Consider the following 18618-nt stretch of genomic DNA (forward strand, 5'->3'; position numbering starts at 1 on the left):
CTCATTGTTTAAATAATAGCTTGCAAAAATGAGGGTTAGGAGAATGTATCCGGTTTCAATGGACTCTTGCGGTGCAGGGAGCGGAGTGTGGAGGCAATAGAGGGGGAAAGGTGGATGGATGGAAACAAAGCAACACACCAATAGAGGAGCTCATTAGTGTGTTGTTAACTTCCACTGACCCGTTTTTTAATCAGCAGACCAATCATTAGGATCGCAGGCAGTATCAACCCGTGAGTTAAGGAATAAGAAAGCCATACTTCTCCTACGAAGGTCTCAAAATAAGCTACATCGGGATAAGCAATAATAGAAAGGACGACCATTCCCATTCCTAACGGCAGTAACAGTGGGCGGTGATCTTTCATGGTTAAGAACTGGGCGATTCCCACGGAAGTAGCGTAGTACAGGATGATTAGTTTGAAGAATATGGTAAGCATCCAGATGATCGCGATGATAATTTCTAATCCTTCAAGGAAACCAGCTATGTTGATCTTCTGCCCAATTCGATAAGTAGGGTAAGCGTTTAAGGCTGTCAAATCACTGCCAAGAACCAGGAGGCACAAAGTGGTAATAAGAAAGAGGACCCCTCCCCCGATGATGGTTCCCAGTATCCAGGCGTGCTTGGCTTTTCTTTCCTCTTTTACATAAGGAAAAATCATTAATAAAGCGGCCATCTCAAGCAAAGGAGTGCCAATAACTATAGATGAGCTGTTGATTACTGGAAGAACTCCGTTCCCTAATATAGGCTTTAATTGGTCCACGTTAATTTGAGGCATCATGGATATGGTTAGAAAAATGAGCAGGATAACCATCCAGGGCATGAAAATTTCAGAGGAGCGTGCAATCGCTTCAATACCTAGATAGGTTCCCCCAATGATGACAAGCAGAAATAAAGTATGAGTAAATTGTAAGGGGGTTTCTGGGATAATCTGAGTGGTCATGAAATCTCCAATATTTCTGAGAACAAGAGAAGCTAAGATATATAAGAAGCTTAAATAAAAGATGCAGAATAAGCGTCCCGCCCAGTTCCCAAATACGAAAATAGCTGCCTGGACAAATGTTTTCCCAGAGGATAAACTTCCAATTTTATTTAAAAACATGACAAGTACAACCCCGAAAAGGATGGAAAGAATGACCGACATCCAGGCATCCTGTTTTCCCTGGGCTGCGAGGGGGGTAGGGACAATTAGGATTGAACTGCCAATAATAAAGAAAATGACAAGGAACATATACTGCCTGGCGCTTATGGTTTGATTATCCATACTTTCCTATCTCCTTCCTATAAACCAATCCAAGAATGTATAGTGGTATAAAAGGATTGAATGTAATCTAATGGATTCGGAAGCTGTACATTTCTGCTTTCAAGTACACTGACTGTCGTGGCAATGAGCAGAAGAGTAGAAAACCACCACATTTCCTTCGTCTTTTTTTTTCGCTTCAATCGCGGGAACTCTAAGAAAAAGATCAGAATGGAAACGGCTATGACGGCTATAGTTGCCCACATCGTTATCACCTAGCTTTCTTTGTTGATGGGCTGAGTTGAATTACCTTTTCTTCTAATTTTCACAGTAGCATCAATGTTGACTTCCACATCTTGATAATAGGAAGACCATTCCTTCTCAACTTTTTTCCAATACTTGGGCTGATCACGGTGGATAACTCCTCCGAACCCAAAAACATCACTTCCATATTCCTTCTGAGCCTTAGCAAGAGTAGCCTCGATACTCTCTTTAATCGCTTTCTCTGCCTGTTTGTTTACTTTTTCTAATGCTTCTGGCTTACTCAAGTCGACTTTACAATCCACTTCTCCTACATTACCTTCTGCTTCAACCTTTATATCAATGACAGGCTGATTATTTTTGATTTTTCCTTTCATTGCCCCACTTGTGCGAAGCAGCTCCACACTCAGCGATCCTTCATCTTGGCAAGGGTGTGTAATCACTGTAGAGTGTACATTTCCAGTCGCATAGTTAAGCCCCTGGCTTTCCAATTCGTTTAGCCACCCTACGAGTTTGTCTCCTTTAAAAACGCCGATTTCATCGATTTCTAACTTTGTAGGAGCATCTACATTTTCCACGTTACTTATGTTTGTCCCTATATCTTCTTCACCTAAAAGGAGGATTCCACTCATCACGGGGTCTTCCCCCGGATTTCTAATGCTTGCGATAACCTTATCAATGGAAACTCCTTTTGTGGCAGCCCAATGACGCTCTACATTTTCTATGGAACTCATGATTTTATTGGCTGGGATTTTTTCATAAGGTGTAATGATGCTGAGCATGCTTTCAACCGGAGCGTTCTTCGCCACGGTCACATAAAAAGAAGTTCTGAATTCGTGATCGCGGTAGAGTAAGTCAAGAACCGGCATCACTCCTTCTTCCGCAACAGTTTTTCCAAGTATAACTAAGCGGAGCTGAGATAAATAGGTAGTCCTCGGATTTTTTGCAGTAAGTCTTCGGAACGCCTCCATAAGCGTACGACCGGTTGTTGTATAAGTGGAAACAGGCGGTCGTGAAGTTGGAGCGTCCGTGGCAATCTCTGAAGGATTGATCACCTGAACCGATAGAATGTAATCTCCTTCATCTGTTTTATCAATCCCTAATGTAACAACAATGCCAAGCTCATCCAGCTCCCGGCTGTTCCAGCATCCCGTTAGCAGCAGAAGGCAGATCAATATTAGCAAGAGTTTTCTAAAGGGAAAATTGTATGTTTTCATCCTCAATTCTCCTTGGATGATGGATTAGTCCGTTTTTCATTCTTCTTAGTTAGAGAACTAGGCCGGGAAAATAGCCCCCAGTGGGGAAAGCGGATTAACACATCTTTTTGATCTTTTGGTTGAATTGGTGCAAACGGTGACATATAAGGAACACCAAAAGACTTCAGGCTGCATAAATGCAGGACCATAGCAATCAGCGCGAGGATAATGCCGTATAATCCAAACGTTGCAGCAAGGATCATAAATAGAAAACGAAGCATACGTATAGGAATCGCTATGTTATAAGCAGGAAAAACAAAGCTTGAAATGGCTGTAAGTGCTACCACAATTACCATCGCAGGTGATACAAGACCTGCCTGTACAGCGGACTGCCCTAATACGAGAGCTCCTACAATGGATACCGCTGATCCTACTGGTTTCGGCAGCCGGACACCAGCCTCCCGGAGGATTTCAAACGTAAGTTCCATAAGCAATGCTTCAATAAAGGCAGGGAAGGGAACTCCTTCACGCTGGGCGGCGAGGCTGATTAGTAAAGGTGCTGGAATCATTTCCTGATGAAAGGTCGTAAAAGCTATATATAAGGAGGGCATAAATAAAGCAATATTAAAACAGACCAGTCTCAGTATCCGCAGGAATGTACTTATATCCGCTCTCTGATAATAATCTTCACTTGATTGAAAGAAGTTTACGAATAAAGCAGGAACTAAGAGAACATCCGGTGTCCCATCTGTAATAATGGCGACTCGCCCCTCTAGTAATCCACCTGCAATTGCATCCGGTTTTTCAGAATAATAAACAGTGGGAAAAGGGGAATACTGAGCATCTTGAATATATTCTTCAATGTAGCCACTCTCTAAAATCCCGTCGATTTCGATTTTATCAAGGCGCCGGTGAACTTCCTTTACGATGTTGTCTTCAGCTACATCCTGCAAGTAGACGACAGCTACGTCCGTTCTAGTTACCTCACCAATGGCTTTACTTTCAATCCGAAGCTTGGGATCTTTTATTTTACGTCGCAACAAAGCTGTATTTGTTCTAAGTGTTTCTGTGAACGCCTCTTTAGGACCTCGTATGACACTTTCCGAAGTACTTTCCTGGACCCCGCGGTCTCTCCACCCCCTGGTGCTGGCAGCTAATGCTTTTTTCTCTTTATCTATAAGAAGGATCGTTTCACCTGATAACAATCGCTTAAAAAGTGCTTCGTAATCGGTGAATTCAGTCAGCTCTCCAATCGGAAGGGAAGCTTGTTTAATCGTATGGTACAGTTCTTTAACGGAAACACGTTTGTGGGGCATTTCCAGCATTAAGGCTTCCATAATGAAGTTTTGAATCGTATTTTTATCGACAAGACCGTCTATGTATAGAACCGCACAGCGAGTCTTATAGATCGCAAATCGTCTAATTACAAGATCTGTACTTTTACCGAGTACTGTTTCAATGTGGCTTAAACTGTCTTCTAAAGGAGGAAGGAGGGGGAAGGAGTTAGATTCTTTATTGGGACTTTGGTTTGGATTTTGATCATTCCCCTGATTCATAGCGCACGCTCCTTTAGAAGTTTATAAATAGCATGCACCAAAGTTTGGATTTTATTAACTTTTATAATTTGTTAAATTCTCATGAGAATTATTAAAGATAAGTTTCCGTTACTTGAAGATTCAGTTTTGAGGTAAATGGGTCCTTTAGGTTAGATGGACAAGGGGTGGTGAGGGAATAACTCGCTTTCCGCGGGCGAACGGAGTCTGCGTTTTCCTCGTTTATGTAGACTTAGTCATTAACTCAGTAACGGTCTTTCAAACACCACCATATCGAAAGCCTGGATGCCGTTTTCGAAAACAGGATAGGGATAATGGGCGAAAAAATCTCTTCTAATTTCATAAAATCGAAATCCCACTTTTTGATAAAAGGCCAGGTTGCCCAGACTTGAATTCGCTGTTCCTACAATTAAACGTTCATAGTGCTGGTTAGAAAAAATATGGACAGCCTGCTGAATAGCCTGTTTGCCGATTCCTTGGCCTCTTGCTTCTTCAGTTATGGCTATATTTTTAATTTCTACTGTATCGTGCGATGGGAAAGTGAAAAGAACTACACCCGCTTCTTTATTGTCGAACTGAATGACATACAGTTCACCTTCATTAATGTATCCATTAATGATATCTTCGCTTTCATCTGCTAATAATAGATAAGACATGTAATCGTTTCGATTCAGAACTTCTTCCAGGGTTACAGAATTCATTAAATCATTCCTTTTTTTCGTAGCTCTCATTTGGAGACAGCTATTATATTATGGTGGGATTATGGTAACATAAAAGTAATGTAATAATTTCTGAAATGCAGGTCTTTTCAGAAAAAGGAGTAGTGAGATGATGGAGCAACCAGAGAAAATGTATGACTTAATAGGGGTAGGCGTTGGACCATTCAATTTAAGCTTGGCAGCTTTACTGGATGATATCGATACCATAGACCCCTTGTTTTTTGAACAAAATGAGAAATTCGATTGGCACCCTGGAATGCTTATTGAGGGGACGAAGATGCAGGTTCCTTTTATAGCTGACCTGGTAACGATGGCAGACCCTACTAGCCAATACAGTTTTTTAAATTACATCAGTAAAAATGATCGAATGTATCAGTTTTATTTCCTGCAGCGTTTGGATATCCCAAGAAGAGAGTACAATGATTACTGTCAATGGGTTGCTCATCAGCTGGACAGCTGCAGATTTGGCAGACGGGTGTCTAACATTCGTCATGTGAAAGAAAATGAAGAATATTACGAAGTGGCTGTTAAGAATCTTAAAACGGGAGAACAGGAAGTTTATCGTTCGAGAAACCTCGTACTTGGAACCGGGAGTGTGCCCGTTTTACCGAAATCATTCCAAAACCTTCCATCAGAAGATGTGTTCCACACTTCTGAATTTCTGGCAAATCAGGAGCGTTGTCGCAAGGCCGGTTCAATTACAGTAGTTGGATCTGGACAAAGTGCGGCTGAAACTTTCAGAGAATTACTTAAGGAACAGCGCGACTGCGGCTTTCGATTGGACTGGATTACACGTTCCCCGGGCTTTGAATCTATGGAAGAGTCAAAGCTCAGCTTAGAGCACTTTTCCCCTGACTATGTGAATTACTTCTACCAACTTCCTCAGGATCAGAAAGACGAGATCTTTGCTGAACAAGGACTGTATTATAAAGGAATCAGTAACCATACGATTAATGACATTTATAATTTGCTTTATGAGTATTCTGTTGGACAGGAAGAGCTTGATGTTGGTATTCGAGTCCTCAGTGAAGTAAAAGGTATTCGTGAAAAAGCTAATGGAGGCTATGAGCTTGATTGTCTGCACTGGCAGAAAAACGAGGAATTTACGCATGAGACAGACGTTGTTATTGCTGCTACCGGGTATAAGCCTTATGTTCCTGATTTCATTCATCAGCTCGAAGACTTTCTTCAGTGGGACAAGCACGGGCGTTATAAAGTAAGTTCTGATTATCGCATGCTTTTGAATAAGAATACGGAAAATGAAATTTATGTACACAGCGGTATTTCCCATACCCATGGCGTTGGTTCTACTAATTTGGGCTTATCCGTTCATCGTAACAAAGTAATTATCAACCATTTAGCGGGACGCGAAGTGTACTCGATTGATGATAATGGGATTTTCCAGTCATTTACCGGAAGTGTTTAAATATAATATTTAACAGATCTCAAAACTCTTGAACATCAGCTGTTCAAGAGTTTTTTTATAAACCTTAGCTAGTTTAACTTTATAATTTTTGTAATAGATTAATTTTATGAAGGATTTTACAAATAAATATGGAATCATTATTAAAGTAATATCATCTGAAATAACTAAAAAGTGATCTTCTTGTAAGCTCCCATTACTTGAAGACTCGATTCCGAGATATTTTGGGTTCGTTACTTAATATAGAGAAGGGTTGGCTGCGGAAACAACTCGCTTTCCTGCATCGTGCAGGGCCGGAAAGCGAAATCGTCCCCCGCAGGGTCTCATTCTCATAAAAGTCTCGAAACTGAGTCTTCAACTAATTGGCCCTTTAGCGGAATAATCCTCATGGGAAATATCAGCAGTAATGATTAAGGTGACAAAGTTAAATAGTAAGGGAGTCCATTTTATGAAACTGTTAGTTATCGGAGGAACGCAATTTGTTGGAAAGTCCATTGTCGAAAGCGCATTAGAACGTAATCATGAAGTTACATTATTTAATAGAGGCAAAACTAATCCAGACTTCTTTAAAGAGACAGAAAAAATAATAGGTGATCGCGAAAACCTGGATGATTTAAAGAAGTTAAAAGGTCAGCATTGGGACGCTGTTATCGATACATGTGGATATTTGCCTGAAATTGTTAAGCAATCTGCCAAAGTATTAAAAGATCATGTTCATCTGTATGCTTACATATCCAGCATGTCCGTTTACAAACAACTGACGGACCAGGATCATCTTGATGAGAGCGGGGAAGTATCTACCTTAACAGATAAAGAACTGGAACGTGTCACTAAGGGCGTAAAAGGCAGGGCGGCCAATGAGTATTATGGACCTTTAAAGTTCCATTGTGAAATGTCTGTGAAAGAAATAATGAGTGAAAGCCGTTCTCTTATTATCAGACCGGGTTTGATTGTAGGTCCGGACGACCCGACAGACCGATTTACGTATTGGCCGGTTCGTGTAGAAGCAGGAGAGGCTTTTATCGTACCGGAGCCAAAAGATAAAAAAGTTCAATTCATTGATGTACGTGATTTATCTAAATGGATTGTCCAGATGATTGAGCATCAGGAAGCTGGAGTCTTTAATACAAACGGTCCACGAGAAAAACTGACGATGGAAGGTCTTATCCATTCTTGCCAAACGGTGCTTAACCCTCAGGCAAGACCTGTATGGGCAGCTGAGTCGTTCCTTCTGAAAGAAAACGTCAAACCTTGGATCGAGCTTCCGCTCTGGGTACCAACAAAGGGTGATTTCGGAATAGATTGTACAAAAGCAATTGAGAGGGGTTTGCGTTTTCGTGCTGTTGAAGAAACCATCCGTGACACTTATGAATGGTACAGGAACCATAGAGGAACTTTGAACCATGCGGGGTTAAATCCTGAGCAGGAAAATATCTTATTAGAAAAACTAAGCCGTTCATAAAGATGCAAAATCATGTAATTCCAAAAAAGCAGGGAGATGAATTCATAACGCATCGTTCAGGGATTTTATATGTCAATTATAACCTTCGCATAATCATAAATGAAGATTATAATTTTGATAAATATACAATATATCGTATAAATCTATTGACATATGCTTTATAAGGGTTAATAATATTGTAAATATACAGAGTTAAACATAAATATACATAAGGGTGGTTTTCAATTGAAAGCAGGAATCATAGGGGCTACCGGTTATGGCGGAGTTGAACTATTTCGCCTGCTTAACTCACATCCCCACGTTAAACAAGTAATCTTATATTCTTCTTCTAACGCAGGAGAAGAATTCACTTCTATTTACCCACAAATGAGTACAGAACAAAATCATAGATTGGAAGAGCTGAAACCCGAGGAAATGAAGGAAGACCTAGACGTTATTTTCTTAGCAACTCCAGCAGGAGTATCTACACAATTAACTCCTGAACTGCTTGGAGGTAAGGCAAAAGTAATCGACTTATCCGGAGATTTACGCTTAAAGAATGGCTCCGTATATGCGAAATGGTATAAGAAGGAGGCTGCATCCTCCGCTATTCTGGAGAAATCTGCTTACGGACTTCCCGAATGGAACAAAGAAGCCATCCAGTCGGCTGATTTAATTGCGAACCCAGGTTGTTTTCCAACAGCGGTTTTATTAGGTCTGGGTCCCCTTGTATCTGAGGGAGTAGTTGATCCATCTTCGATTATTATTGATGCGAAAACAGGGGTATCGGGTGCTGGTAAGAACCCCGGGGCCATTTCTCATTTTGCTCATCTCCAAGAAAACTTTCAGATTTATAAAGTAAATCAGCATCAGCACATACCTGAAATTGAACAACAGCTGACAGAATGGAGCCCTGAAACAGTTCCAGTTACATTCTCCTCTCATCTTGTTCCCATGACGAGAGGAATCATGGCTACTATTTATGTAACTTTAAAAGAGAACCAGACGCTTGAGGAACTGAAAAGCTATTATGAGAGCTGCTACGCTGAAAAGCCTTTTGTAAGGTTAAGAAAGGAAGGACAGTTCCCGGGCACTAAAGGTGTGTACGGTTCAAATTACTGTGATATTGGGATCACCCTGGATCCAAGAACCAATCGGGTAACGATTGTAGCTGTCATTGATAACCTTATGAAAGGTGCTGCCAGTCAAGCCGTACAAAATATGAATCTATTATTTCAATATGAGGAAAAAACAGGGCTTCCTGATTTACCTGTTTACCCATAAAGAAGAAAGGGAGAGTTGGTTTGGTCCAGACTACGAATTTGCATCAAAAGGTTGAGAAAGTAGAAAGCGGCACACTGCTGACACCAGGAGGGTTTCAATCAGGCGGCATCCACAGCGGACTGCGTTACAAGAAGAAAGATTTTGGATTACTAGTCAGTGATATTCCTGCTTCTGCAGCAGCTGTCTATACGCAGAGCCATTTTCAAGCACCTCCATTAAAAGTGACACAAGAGAGTATTGAAAAGGAAGGGAAGATTCAGGCCCTCGTGATAAACAGTGCTGTAGCCAATGCCTGTACTGGCCAAGAAGGCTTGAAAAATGCTTATGAAATGAGAAAAATGATTGCTGATCGATTCCAATTTCCAGAAGAATATGTAGCTGTAGCTTCTACAGGGGTAATTGGAGAACAACTTCCAATGGAGAAAATAACTTACGGGTGCGAAACCGTTGAAGTCACAAAGGATGGAGCATCTGATTTTCAAAGATCCATTCTTACAACCGATAAATGTGAGAAAACGGCTTGCTATCAAGTAGAAGTAGAAGGAAAAACGGTCACCATCGGGGGTGCAGCCAAAGGTTCAGGGATGATTCACCCTAATATGGCTACCATGCTTGGTTTTATTACCACTGATGCCACAATTGAGCCTGATTTACTGCAAAAAGCGCTCAGCCAATCGATCGAGCGCTCGTTTAACCAAATTACCGTAGACGGGGAAACATCAACCAACGACATGGTACTTGCTATGGCTAATGGGTATGTAGATCATGAATCGCTAAGTGAACAACATCCCGACTGGGAGGGATTTCAGTACGGACTCCAGCTTGTCTGTGAAGATTTAGCTAAACAAATTGCTAAAGACGGTGAAGGAGCTACGAAGCTGATTGAAGTAAACGTTTCTGGTGCGAACTCAGATAAGGAAGCACGTATCATTGCGAAAAAAGTAGTGGGCTCCAGTCTGGTGAAAACAGCGGTATATGGTTTAGATGCCAACTGGGGACGTATTGTTGGTGCTATTGGTCATAGTGAAGCTCAGGTTGATGCAGATGCGTGTGATATTTATATTGAAGAGCAGCTCGTATTTAGTAACGGCACTCCTTGTCCTTTTTCAGAAGAACAGGCCGTTGAGGATCTGGATAATGAAGAAGTAACACTGTCCATCCATCTGAATGAAGGGGATGGCAAAGGCACGGCCTGGGGGTGTGACTTGACCTATGACTATGTCAGAATCAACGCAAGCTATCGTACGTAACGACAAGCCGGTTATTGTAATTAAGCTTGGTGGAAGTATGATCGAACGCTTAACTGAAGAGTTTTATGAAAGTTTTCACGGACTCCTTAAACATTACCATTGTCTAATCGTTCATGGAGGGGGGCCAGCTATTACCACCTTATTAGGCCGAATGGAAATCGAAGGAGAATTTCACGAAGGTCTTAGAAAGACGACGAAGGAAACCCTCGAAGTGGTGGAGATGGTACTTGGTGGAAAGGTTAACGCCCAGATTACATCCGCTTTAGCCAGGCAGAATATCCTTCCTGTTGGATTAAAAGGCTGTGACGCTTCCTTACTTACCGCCAGTTACGTAAACCAGGAAGACTTAGGGTTTGTTGGACAAGTGGAAGATGTGAAAACGGACCTTCTTTATAATTGTATGCAGGCAGGTTATCTTCCTGTAGTGGCTCCATTAGGAAAGACAGAGAGCGGACAGACTGTAAATATTAATGCTGATCTTGCAGCAGCAGCAATTGCCAAAGCTATGCAAGCAGAAAAACTGTTATTTGTTACTGATGTACCAGGTATTATCAGTGAGGATGAAGTAATAGAAGAAACAAGCCCGGAAGAAATCGAATCCTTGATCAATGGCGGATGTATTTATGGCGGAATGATTCCAAAAGTGCAATCAGCCATGGCGGCTTTATCTGAACATCTACAAGAAGTCATGATTGTTAGTGGTGAAGACGTCCTCATACAGGGAGATCGTATGAAAGGTACGAAGATCCGGGCCACAGTAAAGGAGAGAGCGGAATGAGTCTATTTCCAACTTATAACCGGTTTCCACTGACACTGGTTTCCGGGTCAGGCACGACGGTAAAAGACGATCAAGGCAAGGACTATTTAGATTTTGTCTCAGGTATTGCCGTGTGCAATCTCGGACACAGACCTGAAGAAGTACAAAGCGCTTTACAAAAACAGCTGGATCAACTCTGGCATGTCTCCAACCTCTATCAGCTTCCTTCTCAGGAAGAAGCTGCTGAACAGCTGGTTGCACCTACTGACCTCGACCATGTTTTCTTTTGTAACAGCGGAGCTGAAGCTAATGAAGCGGCTATTAAAATAGCTCGTAAGTACACGGGTAAGGAAAAAATTATTACATTTAAGCAGTCCTTTCATGGGAGGACATTTGCTACGATGAGTGCGACTGGACAGGAAAAGATCCAGAAAGGATTCGGTGCGCTGCTTCCTACTTTTGAATATCTTCCTTATAACGACAAGGAGGCTGTGGAACAGCTGAAAGATGACCAGGTAGCGGCGATCATGGTGGAGGTTATCCAGGGAGAAGGCGGGGTAGTTCCAGGCACAGCTGAATTCCTTGAGGCTGTTGAAGGTAAGTGCCGCGACCTTGGGGCTTTGCTGATCATCGATGAAGTACAGACAGGGATTGGAAGAACAGGAAAACCATTTGCTTATCAGCATTTTAATTTGAACCCTGATATTGTTTCTTCCGCAAAGGGCCTTGGCAGTGGATTCCCAGTTGGGGCTATGCTGGGTAAAGGTAAGCTTGCTGAAACTTTCTCGGCAGGCTCTCACGGAACCACATTCGGAGGAAATCCACTCGCTGCCGCAGCGGTTAATGCCACTCTGGAAAAGATCTTCAACGATTCGTTTTTAAGTGAAGTAGAAGAGAAAGGTCATTATTTAAAAGAGGAGCTTACCAACTCCTTGAAGCCGCTGAACGTTGTTAAAGAAGTCAGAGGCAGGGGAATGATGATAGGAATAGAGCTTCAGAAGGAAGCCATGCCGGTCATTCATGCATTGAGAGAGGAAGGTATGCTTGCTGTCCTGGCCGGTCCGCAAGTTATACGACTGCTTCCGCCGCTGAATGTAACGTATGATGAGATGTCATCAGCTATACAAATACTCAGCAAGGTACTGCAAGAGCAGTTTAAAGATTTACAAAACGCTTAATTTGTTAAAGTGCGGTGAAGCCCAAATGGGGAACACCGTCTTTTTCAACTCATTCTTGTATAAAAATACAACGTATATTATAATTATTCATAATGATGGGGTGAGAGTATGCAGGGTTATCTTCATTTACAAAATGGTCAATCGTTCAAAGGAAAAGTCTCCAGCAATTGGGGGGGAGATGTACAGGGCGAAATCGTATTTTTTACGGGTATGACAGGTTATCAAGAAGTACTAACTGATCCTTCTTATAAAGATCAGATCGTTGTCTTTACTTACCCCTTAATCGGCAATTATGGGATCAACGACATAGATTCGGAGAGTAAGGAGATACAGGTAAGTGGTGTAGTTATGTTCCACTGTGCACACCAAGCTTCTCATCACGAAGCATCGGTTTCCTTAAGCGATTATTTAAATGCCAATCAGGTGCCATTTATAACAGAAGTGGATACTAGAGAAGTTACAAAGGCGATAAGAAAGGATGGCACAAGACAGGCAGTGGTTTCAGACAAAAAAGAAGTTCATTTTCTTAAACCAAAGGCCGGACAAATCTATCAAACTGAAAACATAGAGATCGAGGAATTTGGTGAAGGGGATATGCATATTGGATTAATAGACTTTGGGTGGAAAAAATCCATACTAACCTCATTTGTTAACAGGGGCATTAAAGTCACCGCGGTGCCTTTTTCAAAAGCCCATCAACTAAAGAACTTATCTCTTGATGGACTTGTTCTTTCGAATGGTCCGGGAGATCCAAAGGATGCACAAGAACATCTTTCAGATATTAAAAGCCTCCTGGAATCGCTGCCTTCCTTTGGCATATGTATGGGGCATCAGATTATTGCTCTTGCTTATGGAGCAGATACTCATAAATTGTCCTTCGGCCACCGCGGTGCGAATCATCCGGTTAAGGATGCCGTAACAGGAAAAGTTTTTATGTCTTCGCAAAACCATAATTATGTGGTCGCTGAAGAAAGCTTACTGTCTACTCCGTTATCCAAGCGTTTTCTCAATGTGAATGATGGTTCCATTGAAGGTCTGGAGCATTCTCAGAAACCGATCCTTTCGGTGCAATTCCATCCAGAAGCCCATCCGGGACCTGCCGATGCCGAATGGTTATTTGAACACTTTATATCACTCATAACGAACAAGAAGGGAGAGGAAGTCCATGTCTAAAAAAATATTAGTGGTTGGATCAGGGCCTATCATAATTGGGCAGGCGGCAGAGTTTGACTATTCAGGCACACAGGGATGTCTTGCTCTCCGGGAAGAAGGATATGATGTGGTTCTTGTAAACAACAATCCTGCCACAATTATGACAGATCACACAGTGGCAGACACCGTTTATTGTGAACCATTAACTGTTCCAAGCCTTACCGCGATCATCGAGAAAGAAAGACCAGAAGCACTGCTGGCAGGTCTTGGCGGTCAGACTGCACTGAACTTAGCCGTAGAGCTGCATAAAGCAGAGATCCTTAAAAAATACAATGTGGAACTGCTAGGAACCAGTGTGGAATCGATTCAAAAGGGAGAAGATCGTGAACTCTTTCGAGAATTAATGAGCGAACTTAACCAACCGGTACCTGAGAGTCAGGTGATCGTAACTGTATCAGAAGCGAAACAATTTGCGGATCGTGTAGGATACCCGGTCATTAGTCGTCCAGCTTATACGCTCGGTGGCAGAGGGGGCGGAATTGCTGAGACGGAGGAAGAATTGAAAGAGTTGATTCACAACGGGTTGAAAGCTTCCCCCATTCATCAGGTAATCATTGAAAAGAGCATCGCCGGATTCAAAGAAATCGAATATGAGATTATGAGAGACACGAATGGCACCTGTATTTCCGTTTGCAATATGGAGAACTTTGATCCAGTAGGCGTTCACACGGGTGATTCGATTGTCACAGCTCCATCACAGACGCTATCAGATCAAGAATATCAAATGCTCCGGACGGCCTCATTTGATATTGTTTCAGCTTTAGATGTAATTGGAGGATGTAACGTGCAGCTCGCATTAGATCCCCATAGTAAGAAGTACTATGTGATTGAGGTTAACCCTCGAGTCAGCCGGTCCTCCGCACTTGCTTCTAAAGCTACGGGCTACCCAATCGCCAAACTTGCAACCAAAGTGGCGCTCGGGTACACGCTGGATCAGCTGCAAAATCCACTTACCGGTCATACGTACGCGAGCTTTGAACCAGCACTGGATTATACAGTGGTTAAATTTCCAAGATGGCCGTTCGATAAGTTTTCGGAAGCTGATCGGAAGCTTGGCACTAAAATGAGAGCAACGGGAGAAGTCATGGCGATAGATCGCACGCTGGAGGGGGCCTTCCAAAAAGCGGTGCAGTCGTTGGATACAGTGATTCCGCCTCTTACTGATCTCCATAAACATCTCACTCTGCCTACAGACCTGCGTTATTTCGCTATAGTAGAACTCCTGCGTCAGGGTAAGAGTATTGAAGAGATTCACCAAAGCACTCATATAGATTTATTTTTCTTGAATGTAGTAAACAACCTGGTGGAGATGGAAAATACTTTAGCCAGTCATACTGTTGAGTCTGTGCCAGAAGGTGTTCTCAAGCTTGCTAAACTGTACAGCTTTACTGATCAATCCATAGCTGACCTGCTGGGATGCGAGGAGAATAGTTTGGCAGAGGTAAGAAAAAGCTACGGGATTGTCCCTGCCTTCAAAATGGTCGATACCTGTGCAGCTGAATTTGAAGCAGCTACGAATTACGTTTATAGCACGTATGCAGGTGTCAATGAGATCGAGCCTTTGAAAGGCAGCAAAAAGGCATTGATTATTGGCTCAGGTCCAATTCGTATCGGACAGGGAGTAGAGTTTGATTATAGCGCTGTTAAAGCTATTGAAAGCCTTCAGGCCGCTGGCTGGACTACGATCATGATTAATAACAACCCTGAAACGGTAAGTACCGATTATGAAACAGCCGATCGGCTTTACTTTGATCCCATCCAGAAAGAAGTGATCGCTTCTATAGTGGAGCACGAGAACATTGATCTCGTTTTTACTCAATTTGGAGGGCAGACAGCGATCAATATGGCAGAAGAACTTGAAGAGGCCGGCATACCACTGGCGGGGGTAAGTACGGATATGCTCGATGGACTAGAAGACCGGGACCGCTTTTACTCCAGTTTAAAAGAATTGAACATCCCTCATGTTGAAGGGAGTACCTGTCACACAAAAAACGAGGCTCTAGAAGCTGCCAGTCATTATTCATATCCTATTCTGTGCCGTCCATCCTATGTAATCGGTGGTCAGGGTATGGTTAAGGTCATGAATGAAAAAGAACTTAAACAAGCGCTTCAGGAGACGGATGATCGCCATTATCCGATCGTGCTGGATCAATTTATGACTGGAAAAGAAGTAGAGGTTGATTTGGTTGCTGATGGAGAACGTATCTTCATTCCAGAAGTTATGGAGCACATTGAACCGGCAGGGGTACACTCTGGAGACAGTATGGCGATTTTTCCGTCTTCACTGCCTGCCTATGTGAAGGAAGCTGTAACAGAGTATAGCGAGAAGATTGTTCGTCACTCCAAATACAAAGGAATTATGAACATTCAATTTTTATGGAGCGGTGAGAATGTATATGTACTGGAAGTAAATCCACGCTCCAGCCGAACCGTTCCTATTATTAGTAAAGTTTCAGGCATTTCGCTGGTCGATTTGGCGGTACGCCTGTTAATTGAAGATCCAGCATGTGACCTTGCCGCTGTTCCTGCTCCTTCGTGGAGTCATGTTGCTGTCAAATATCCGTTATTCTCTTCTCATGCTCTTCCGGAAATTGACCATAAGCTAGGTGCGAACATGCAGTCAACAGGAGAAGGGATGTGTCTTGGAAGTACAGTTGCAGAGGCTTTGGCTAAAGTCTTTTCACACCTTCCTGATATTCAGTTACATCCGGAGTCCTGTTTTATAGAGGCCGATCATGATTATGAAGACCAGAAGAACCTAACGTTTGAAGAGTGGATCCAGACTGATGAGGCAGCCATTTATGTAAATGACCAAGTAACTCCTGCTGCTAAAGAAAAAAGGATTCAAGCTTTAAAGTATGGGATTACGGTATTCAGTGAACCCTCCACTTTTGAAGCTTATTTAGAATCCTTGACCATTAAGAATGCTGAGCCGACCCCATTGCCCGGCAATATAACAGAAGGAGTACGATAAGATGAATTTAATGGAACAAATGACGTTTACAAATGAATCGCTTGTAGGGAAAAACGTATTGACCTGGCTTGATTTTAATCAATCGGAAATTTCTAATCTTCTTGCCCAGGCTCAATACCTTAAAGAAAATCCGCACTCCAAGTCATTAGCTGGGAAAACCCTGGCAATGGTGTTTGAAAAGTCATCAACCCGTACGCGCGTTTCCTTTGAAGTAGGAATGGTTCAGATGGGGGGACATGCTTTATATTTAAACTCAAGAGATATTCAAATCGGACGCGGGGAAACGATTGCTGACACAGCTAAAGTGCTTTCCGGCTATGTAGATGCGATCATGTTCCGCACAACCTCTCATGAAAAACTTAAAGAGCTTGGGGAACATGCCTCTGTCCCAGTAATCAATGGACTTTGTGATGTTTATCATCCTTGCCAGGCGTTAGCAGATGTATTTACCATTCTTGAGGAGAAAGGGCGTCTCTGCGGGGTGAAATTAGTTTATATTGGAGATGGAAATAATGTGGCCCATTCTCTGATGATTATAGCGGCAATGATGGGAATGGAATTTGTCATCGTTACCCCGGAAGGTTATGAACCGGACCAGGAAATTGTAGAAAAATCGAAGGAAATAGCCAAGCAGCATAACGGTTCAGTTACCTTAGTGAATGAGCCTTCGAAAGCTGTAGTAGATGCAGATGTTATTTATACAGACGTTTGGACAAGTATGGGACAGGAAGAAGAATTTGATGATCGTTATAAGGCTTTTCAAGACTATCAAGTTAACGAAAAGCTTTTGAGTAAAGCACAAACTGACGTGACCTTCCTTCACTGTCTTCCAGCTCATCGCGGCGAGGAGGTGACGGCTCCGGTAATCGACGGGAAACACTCCAAAGTCTTCACACAGGCAGAGAACCGTATGCATGTTCAGAAAGCTATTCTTCAGGCAGTTATTGGTTTCCAATAAAAAAAGTTAATAAACTCGTCATAAAATGCCAGGGTCCTATACTATGATAGTCAATGAGGAATTTCTACTCCTGTATCCTGTGTCTGGGAAGGATTTTAGCGAAATACTACGAATAAAATCGAATCCAACATTTCAACAAGGAATACGATCATTCGTGTGGAAGTAGTCAGGGAGAGTGACTAAAATCATAAAGGAGTGGCTCATAGAATGAGTGAACAAATTTCAACGGCTGTAGAACCAAAGGTCGTGAAAAAGTCCAACTTCAAGGTAGTCGGTACGTATTGTCAGACGATGATGGACGAAAGGAATGTTAAAATTCCCAGATTGATGGAGCGTTTTCATACTTCTAAGCTTCATGAAGTAAAGAACCGCATTAACCGTCCTTCTTCCATCGGTATGTTTGTAGATCCTCCTAATTGGAATGAAGACACTGAGTGTTTTTATTGGATTGCTGCTGTAGAAGTGGATAGCTATGAGAAGATTCCGCAGGATATGATTACGAAAACGATCCCGGCTCACACCTATGCGGTTATAGAATACGACCCGTCCGTCCATGACTTTGATCCTTATCCTTACCTGCATAAATGGATAAAGGAAAAAGGATATACTCCCATAGAGGGTTTTGGTTTTGAAGTTTATCATCCTTATACAGGGTCTAAAACGAAATATTCTCTCTACCTGCCGATAGAATAACAATAAAAGCAAGGCCCTTATGAAGCGGGCCTTGCTTTTTTTATAATCTTCTTGTATGTTGTTGTTTTCATAAGCAGCTTATTAAAGAATAGGGCCGGATAGTTGAAGACTCAGTTTCGAGATATCTTTGGCCCGATACTTAATACAGAGGAGGGATGGCTACGGAAACAACTCGTCTTGTTCCACCACCCAGACACTCGAGACATAAGCCGCTCATCAACGGATTGAAAAATCGCCATCCTTTTGATGGTCGGCTTATGCTGGTCGTGTCTTTCGGGGTGATTCCACATTTGAACACTTTCCTGCGGGGGAACTGGCAAGCCTCCTCAGTCGTTAACACTCCTTGTGGGGTCTCGCCTAGCTCCTGGAATGTCAACACTTGATTGGACAACTTAATTAAGGTGGTAAGATTTGTATTCTACTGGACTTAAGTAGCCCAGAGTACTATGAGTTCGGATATTATTAAACCAATGCACATAATCAA

Annotated in this window: 16 protein-coding genes; 10 read left to right on the forward strand and 6 right to left on the reverse strand. The window is 42.4% G+C overall.

Annotation, left to right across the window (positions count from 1 at the left end):
* Positions 1-164 precede the first annotated feature (164 nt).
* The 5 genes from LCM11_RS16715 to LCM11_RS16735 all read right to left on the reverse strand — a co-directional run bounded on the left by LCM11_RS16715 (position 165) and on the right by LCM11_RS16735 (position 4946).
* Positions 165-1259, reverse strand: coding sequence for a GerAB/ArcD/ProY family transporter (locus tag LCM11_RS16715; protein ID WP_224895430.1), 1095 nt, complete (start codon positions 1257-1259; stop codon positions 165-167).
* Positions 1260-1276: 17 nt separating this feature from the next.
* On the reverse strand, positions 1277-1501 hold the full coding sequence (locus LCM11_RS16720; protein ID WP_224895431.1) for a hypothetical protein: 225 nt from the start codon (positions 1499-1501) through the stop codon (positions 1277-1279).
* 9 nt (positions 1502-1510) lie between these two features.
* Positions 1511-2713, reverse strand: a complete 1203-nt coding sequence (locus LCM11_RS16725) for a Ger(x)C family spore germination protein (protein ID WP_224895432.1) — start codon at positions 2711-2713, stop codon at positions 1511-1513.
* Between the two features lie 2 nt (positions 2714-2715).
* Complete coding sequence (locus LCM11_RS16730; RefSeq protein WP_224895433.1) at positions 2716-4248, reverse strand: spore germination protein; 1533 nt, start codon at positions 4246-4248, stop codon at positions 2716-2718.
* Between the two features lie 236 nt (positions 4249-4484).
* Positions 4485-4946 carry a GNAT family N-acetyltransferase gene (locus LCM11_RS16735; RefSeq protein ID WP_224895434.1) on the reverse strand — a complete coding sequence of 154 codons (462 nt, stop codon included), beginning with the start codon at positions 4944-4946 and terminating at the stop codon, positions 4485-4487.
* Between the two features lie 127 nt (positions 4947-5073).
* On the opposite strand from LCM11_RS16735, the gene LCM11_RS16740 reads away from it, so the two are divergent.
* The 10 genes from LCM11_RS16740 (at position 5074) to LCM11_RS16785 (ending at position 18134) form a co-directional block, all read left to right on the forward strand.
* Positions 5074-6390, forward strand: a complete 1317-nt coding sequence (locus LCM11_RS16740) for a lysine N(6)-hydroxylase/L-ornithine N(5)-oxygenase family protein (protein WP_224895435.1) — start codon at positions 5074-5076, stop codon at positions 6388-6390.
* A 445-nt stretch (positions 6391-6835) separates the two neighbouring features.
* The gene (locus LCM11_RS16745) at positions 6836-7849 is read left to right on the forward strand and encodes an NAD-dependent epimerase/dehydratase family protein (protein ID WP_224895436.1); all 1014 of its coding nucleotides are present in this window, start codon (positions 6836-6838) and stop codon (positions 7847-7849) included.
* A 225-nt stretch (positions 7850-8074) separates the two neighbouring features.
* Positions 8075-9112 (forward strand): N-acetyl-gamma-glutamyl-phosphate reductase, encoded by a 1038-nt coding sequence (gene argC, locus LCM11_RS16750; protein WP_224895437.1) that lies wholly within the window; start codon positions 8075-8077, stop codon positions 9110-9112.
* 20 nt (positions 9113-9132) lie between these two features.
* Positions 9133-10362, forward strand: a complete 1230-nt coding sequence (gene argJ, locus LCM11_RS16755; RefSeq protein WP_224895438.1) for a bifunctional ornithine acetyltransferase/N-acetylglutamate synthase — start codon at positions 9133-9135, stop codon at positions 10360-10362.
* Complete coding sequence (gene argB, locus LCM11_RS16760) at positions 10325-11140, forward strand: acetylglutamate kinase (RefSeq protein WP_224895439.1); 816 nt, start codon at positions 10325-10327, stop codon at positions 11138-11140. Before argJ ends, argB begins: the two co-directional genes overlap by 38 nt.
* Positions 11137-12297, forward strand: coding sequence for an acetylornithine transaminase (locus LCM11_RS16765; protein ID WP_224895440.1), 1161 nt, complete (start codon positions 11137-11139; stop codon positions 12295-12297). The genes argB and LCM11_RS16765 overlap by 4 nt, the downstream gene beginning before the upstream one ends.
* Before the next feature lie 108 nt (positions 12298-12405).
* Positions 12406-13470, forward strand: coding sequence for a carbamoyl phosphate synthase small subunit (locus LCM11_RS16770; protein WP_224895441.1), 1065 nt, complete (start codon positions 12406-12408; stop codon positions 13468-13470).
* Complete coding sequence (gene carB / locus LCM11_RS16775) at positions 13463-16483, forward strand: carbamoyl-phosphate synthase (glutamine-hydrolyzing) large subunit (protein WP_224895442.1); 3021 nt, start codon at positions 13463-13465, stop codon at positions 16481-16483. Before LCM11_RS16770 ends, carB begins: the two co-directional genes overlap by 8 nt.
* Position 16484: 1 nt before the next feature.
* Positions 16485-17441: an ornithine carbamoyltransferase gene (gene argF / locus LCM11_RS16780; RefSeq protein WP_224895443.1), complete on the forward strand. Its 957-nt coding sequence runs from the start codon at positions 16485-16487 to the stop codon at positions 17439-17441.
* A gap of 207 nt (positions 17442-17648) precedes the next feature.
* Positions 17649-18134, forward strand: a complete 486-nt coding sequence (locus LCM11_RS16785; RefSeq protein WP_224895444.1) for a GyrI-like domain-containing protein — start codon at positions 17649-17651, stop codon at positions 18132-18134.
* Between the two features lie 392 nt (positions 18135-18526).
* Here LCM11_RS16785 and LCM11_RS20575 read toward each other — a convergent pair whose 3' ends face one another.
* Positions 18527-18610, reverse strand: a complete 84-nt coding sequence (locus LCM11_RS20575; RefSeq protein WP_224895450.1) for an IS3 family transposase — start codon at positions 18608-18610, stop codon at positions 18527-18529.
* Positions 18611-18618 lie beyond the last annotated feature (8 nt).

The sequence above is a fragment of the Halobacillus halophilus genome (assembly GCF_020171985.1).
Classification (GTDB): domain Bacteria; phylum Bacillota; class Bacilli; order Bacillales; family Halobacillaceae; genus Halobacillus; species Halobacillus halophilus_A.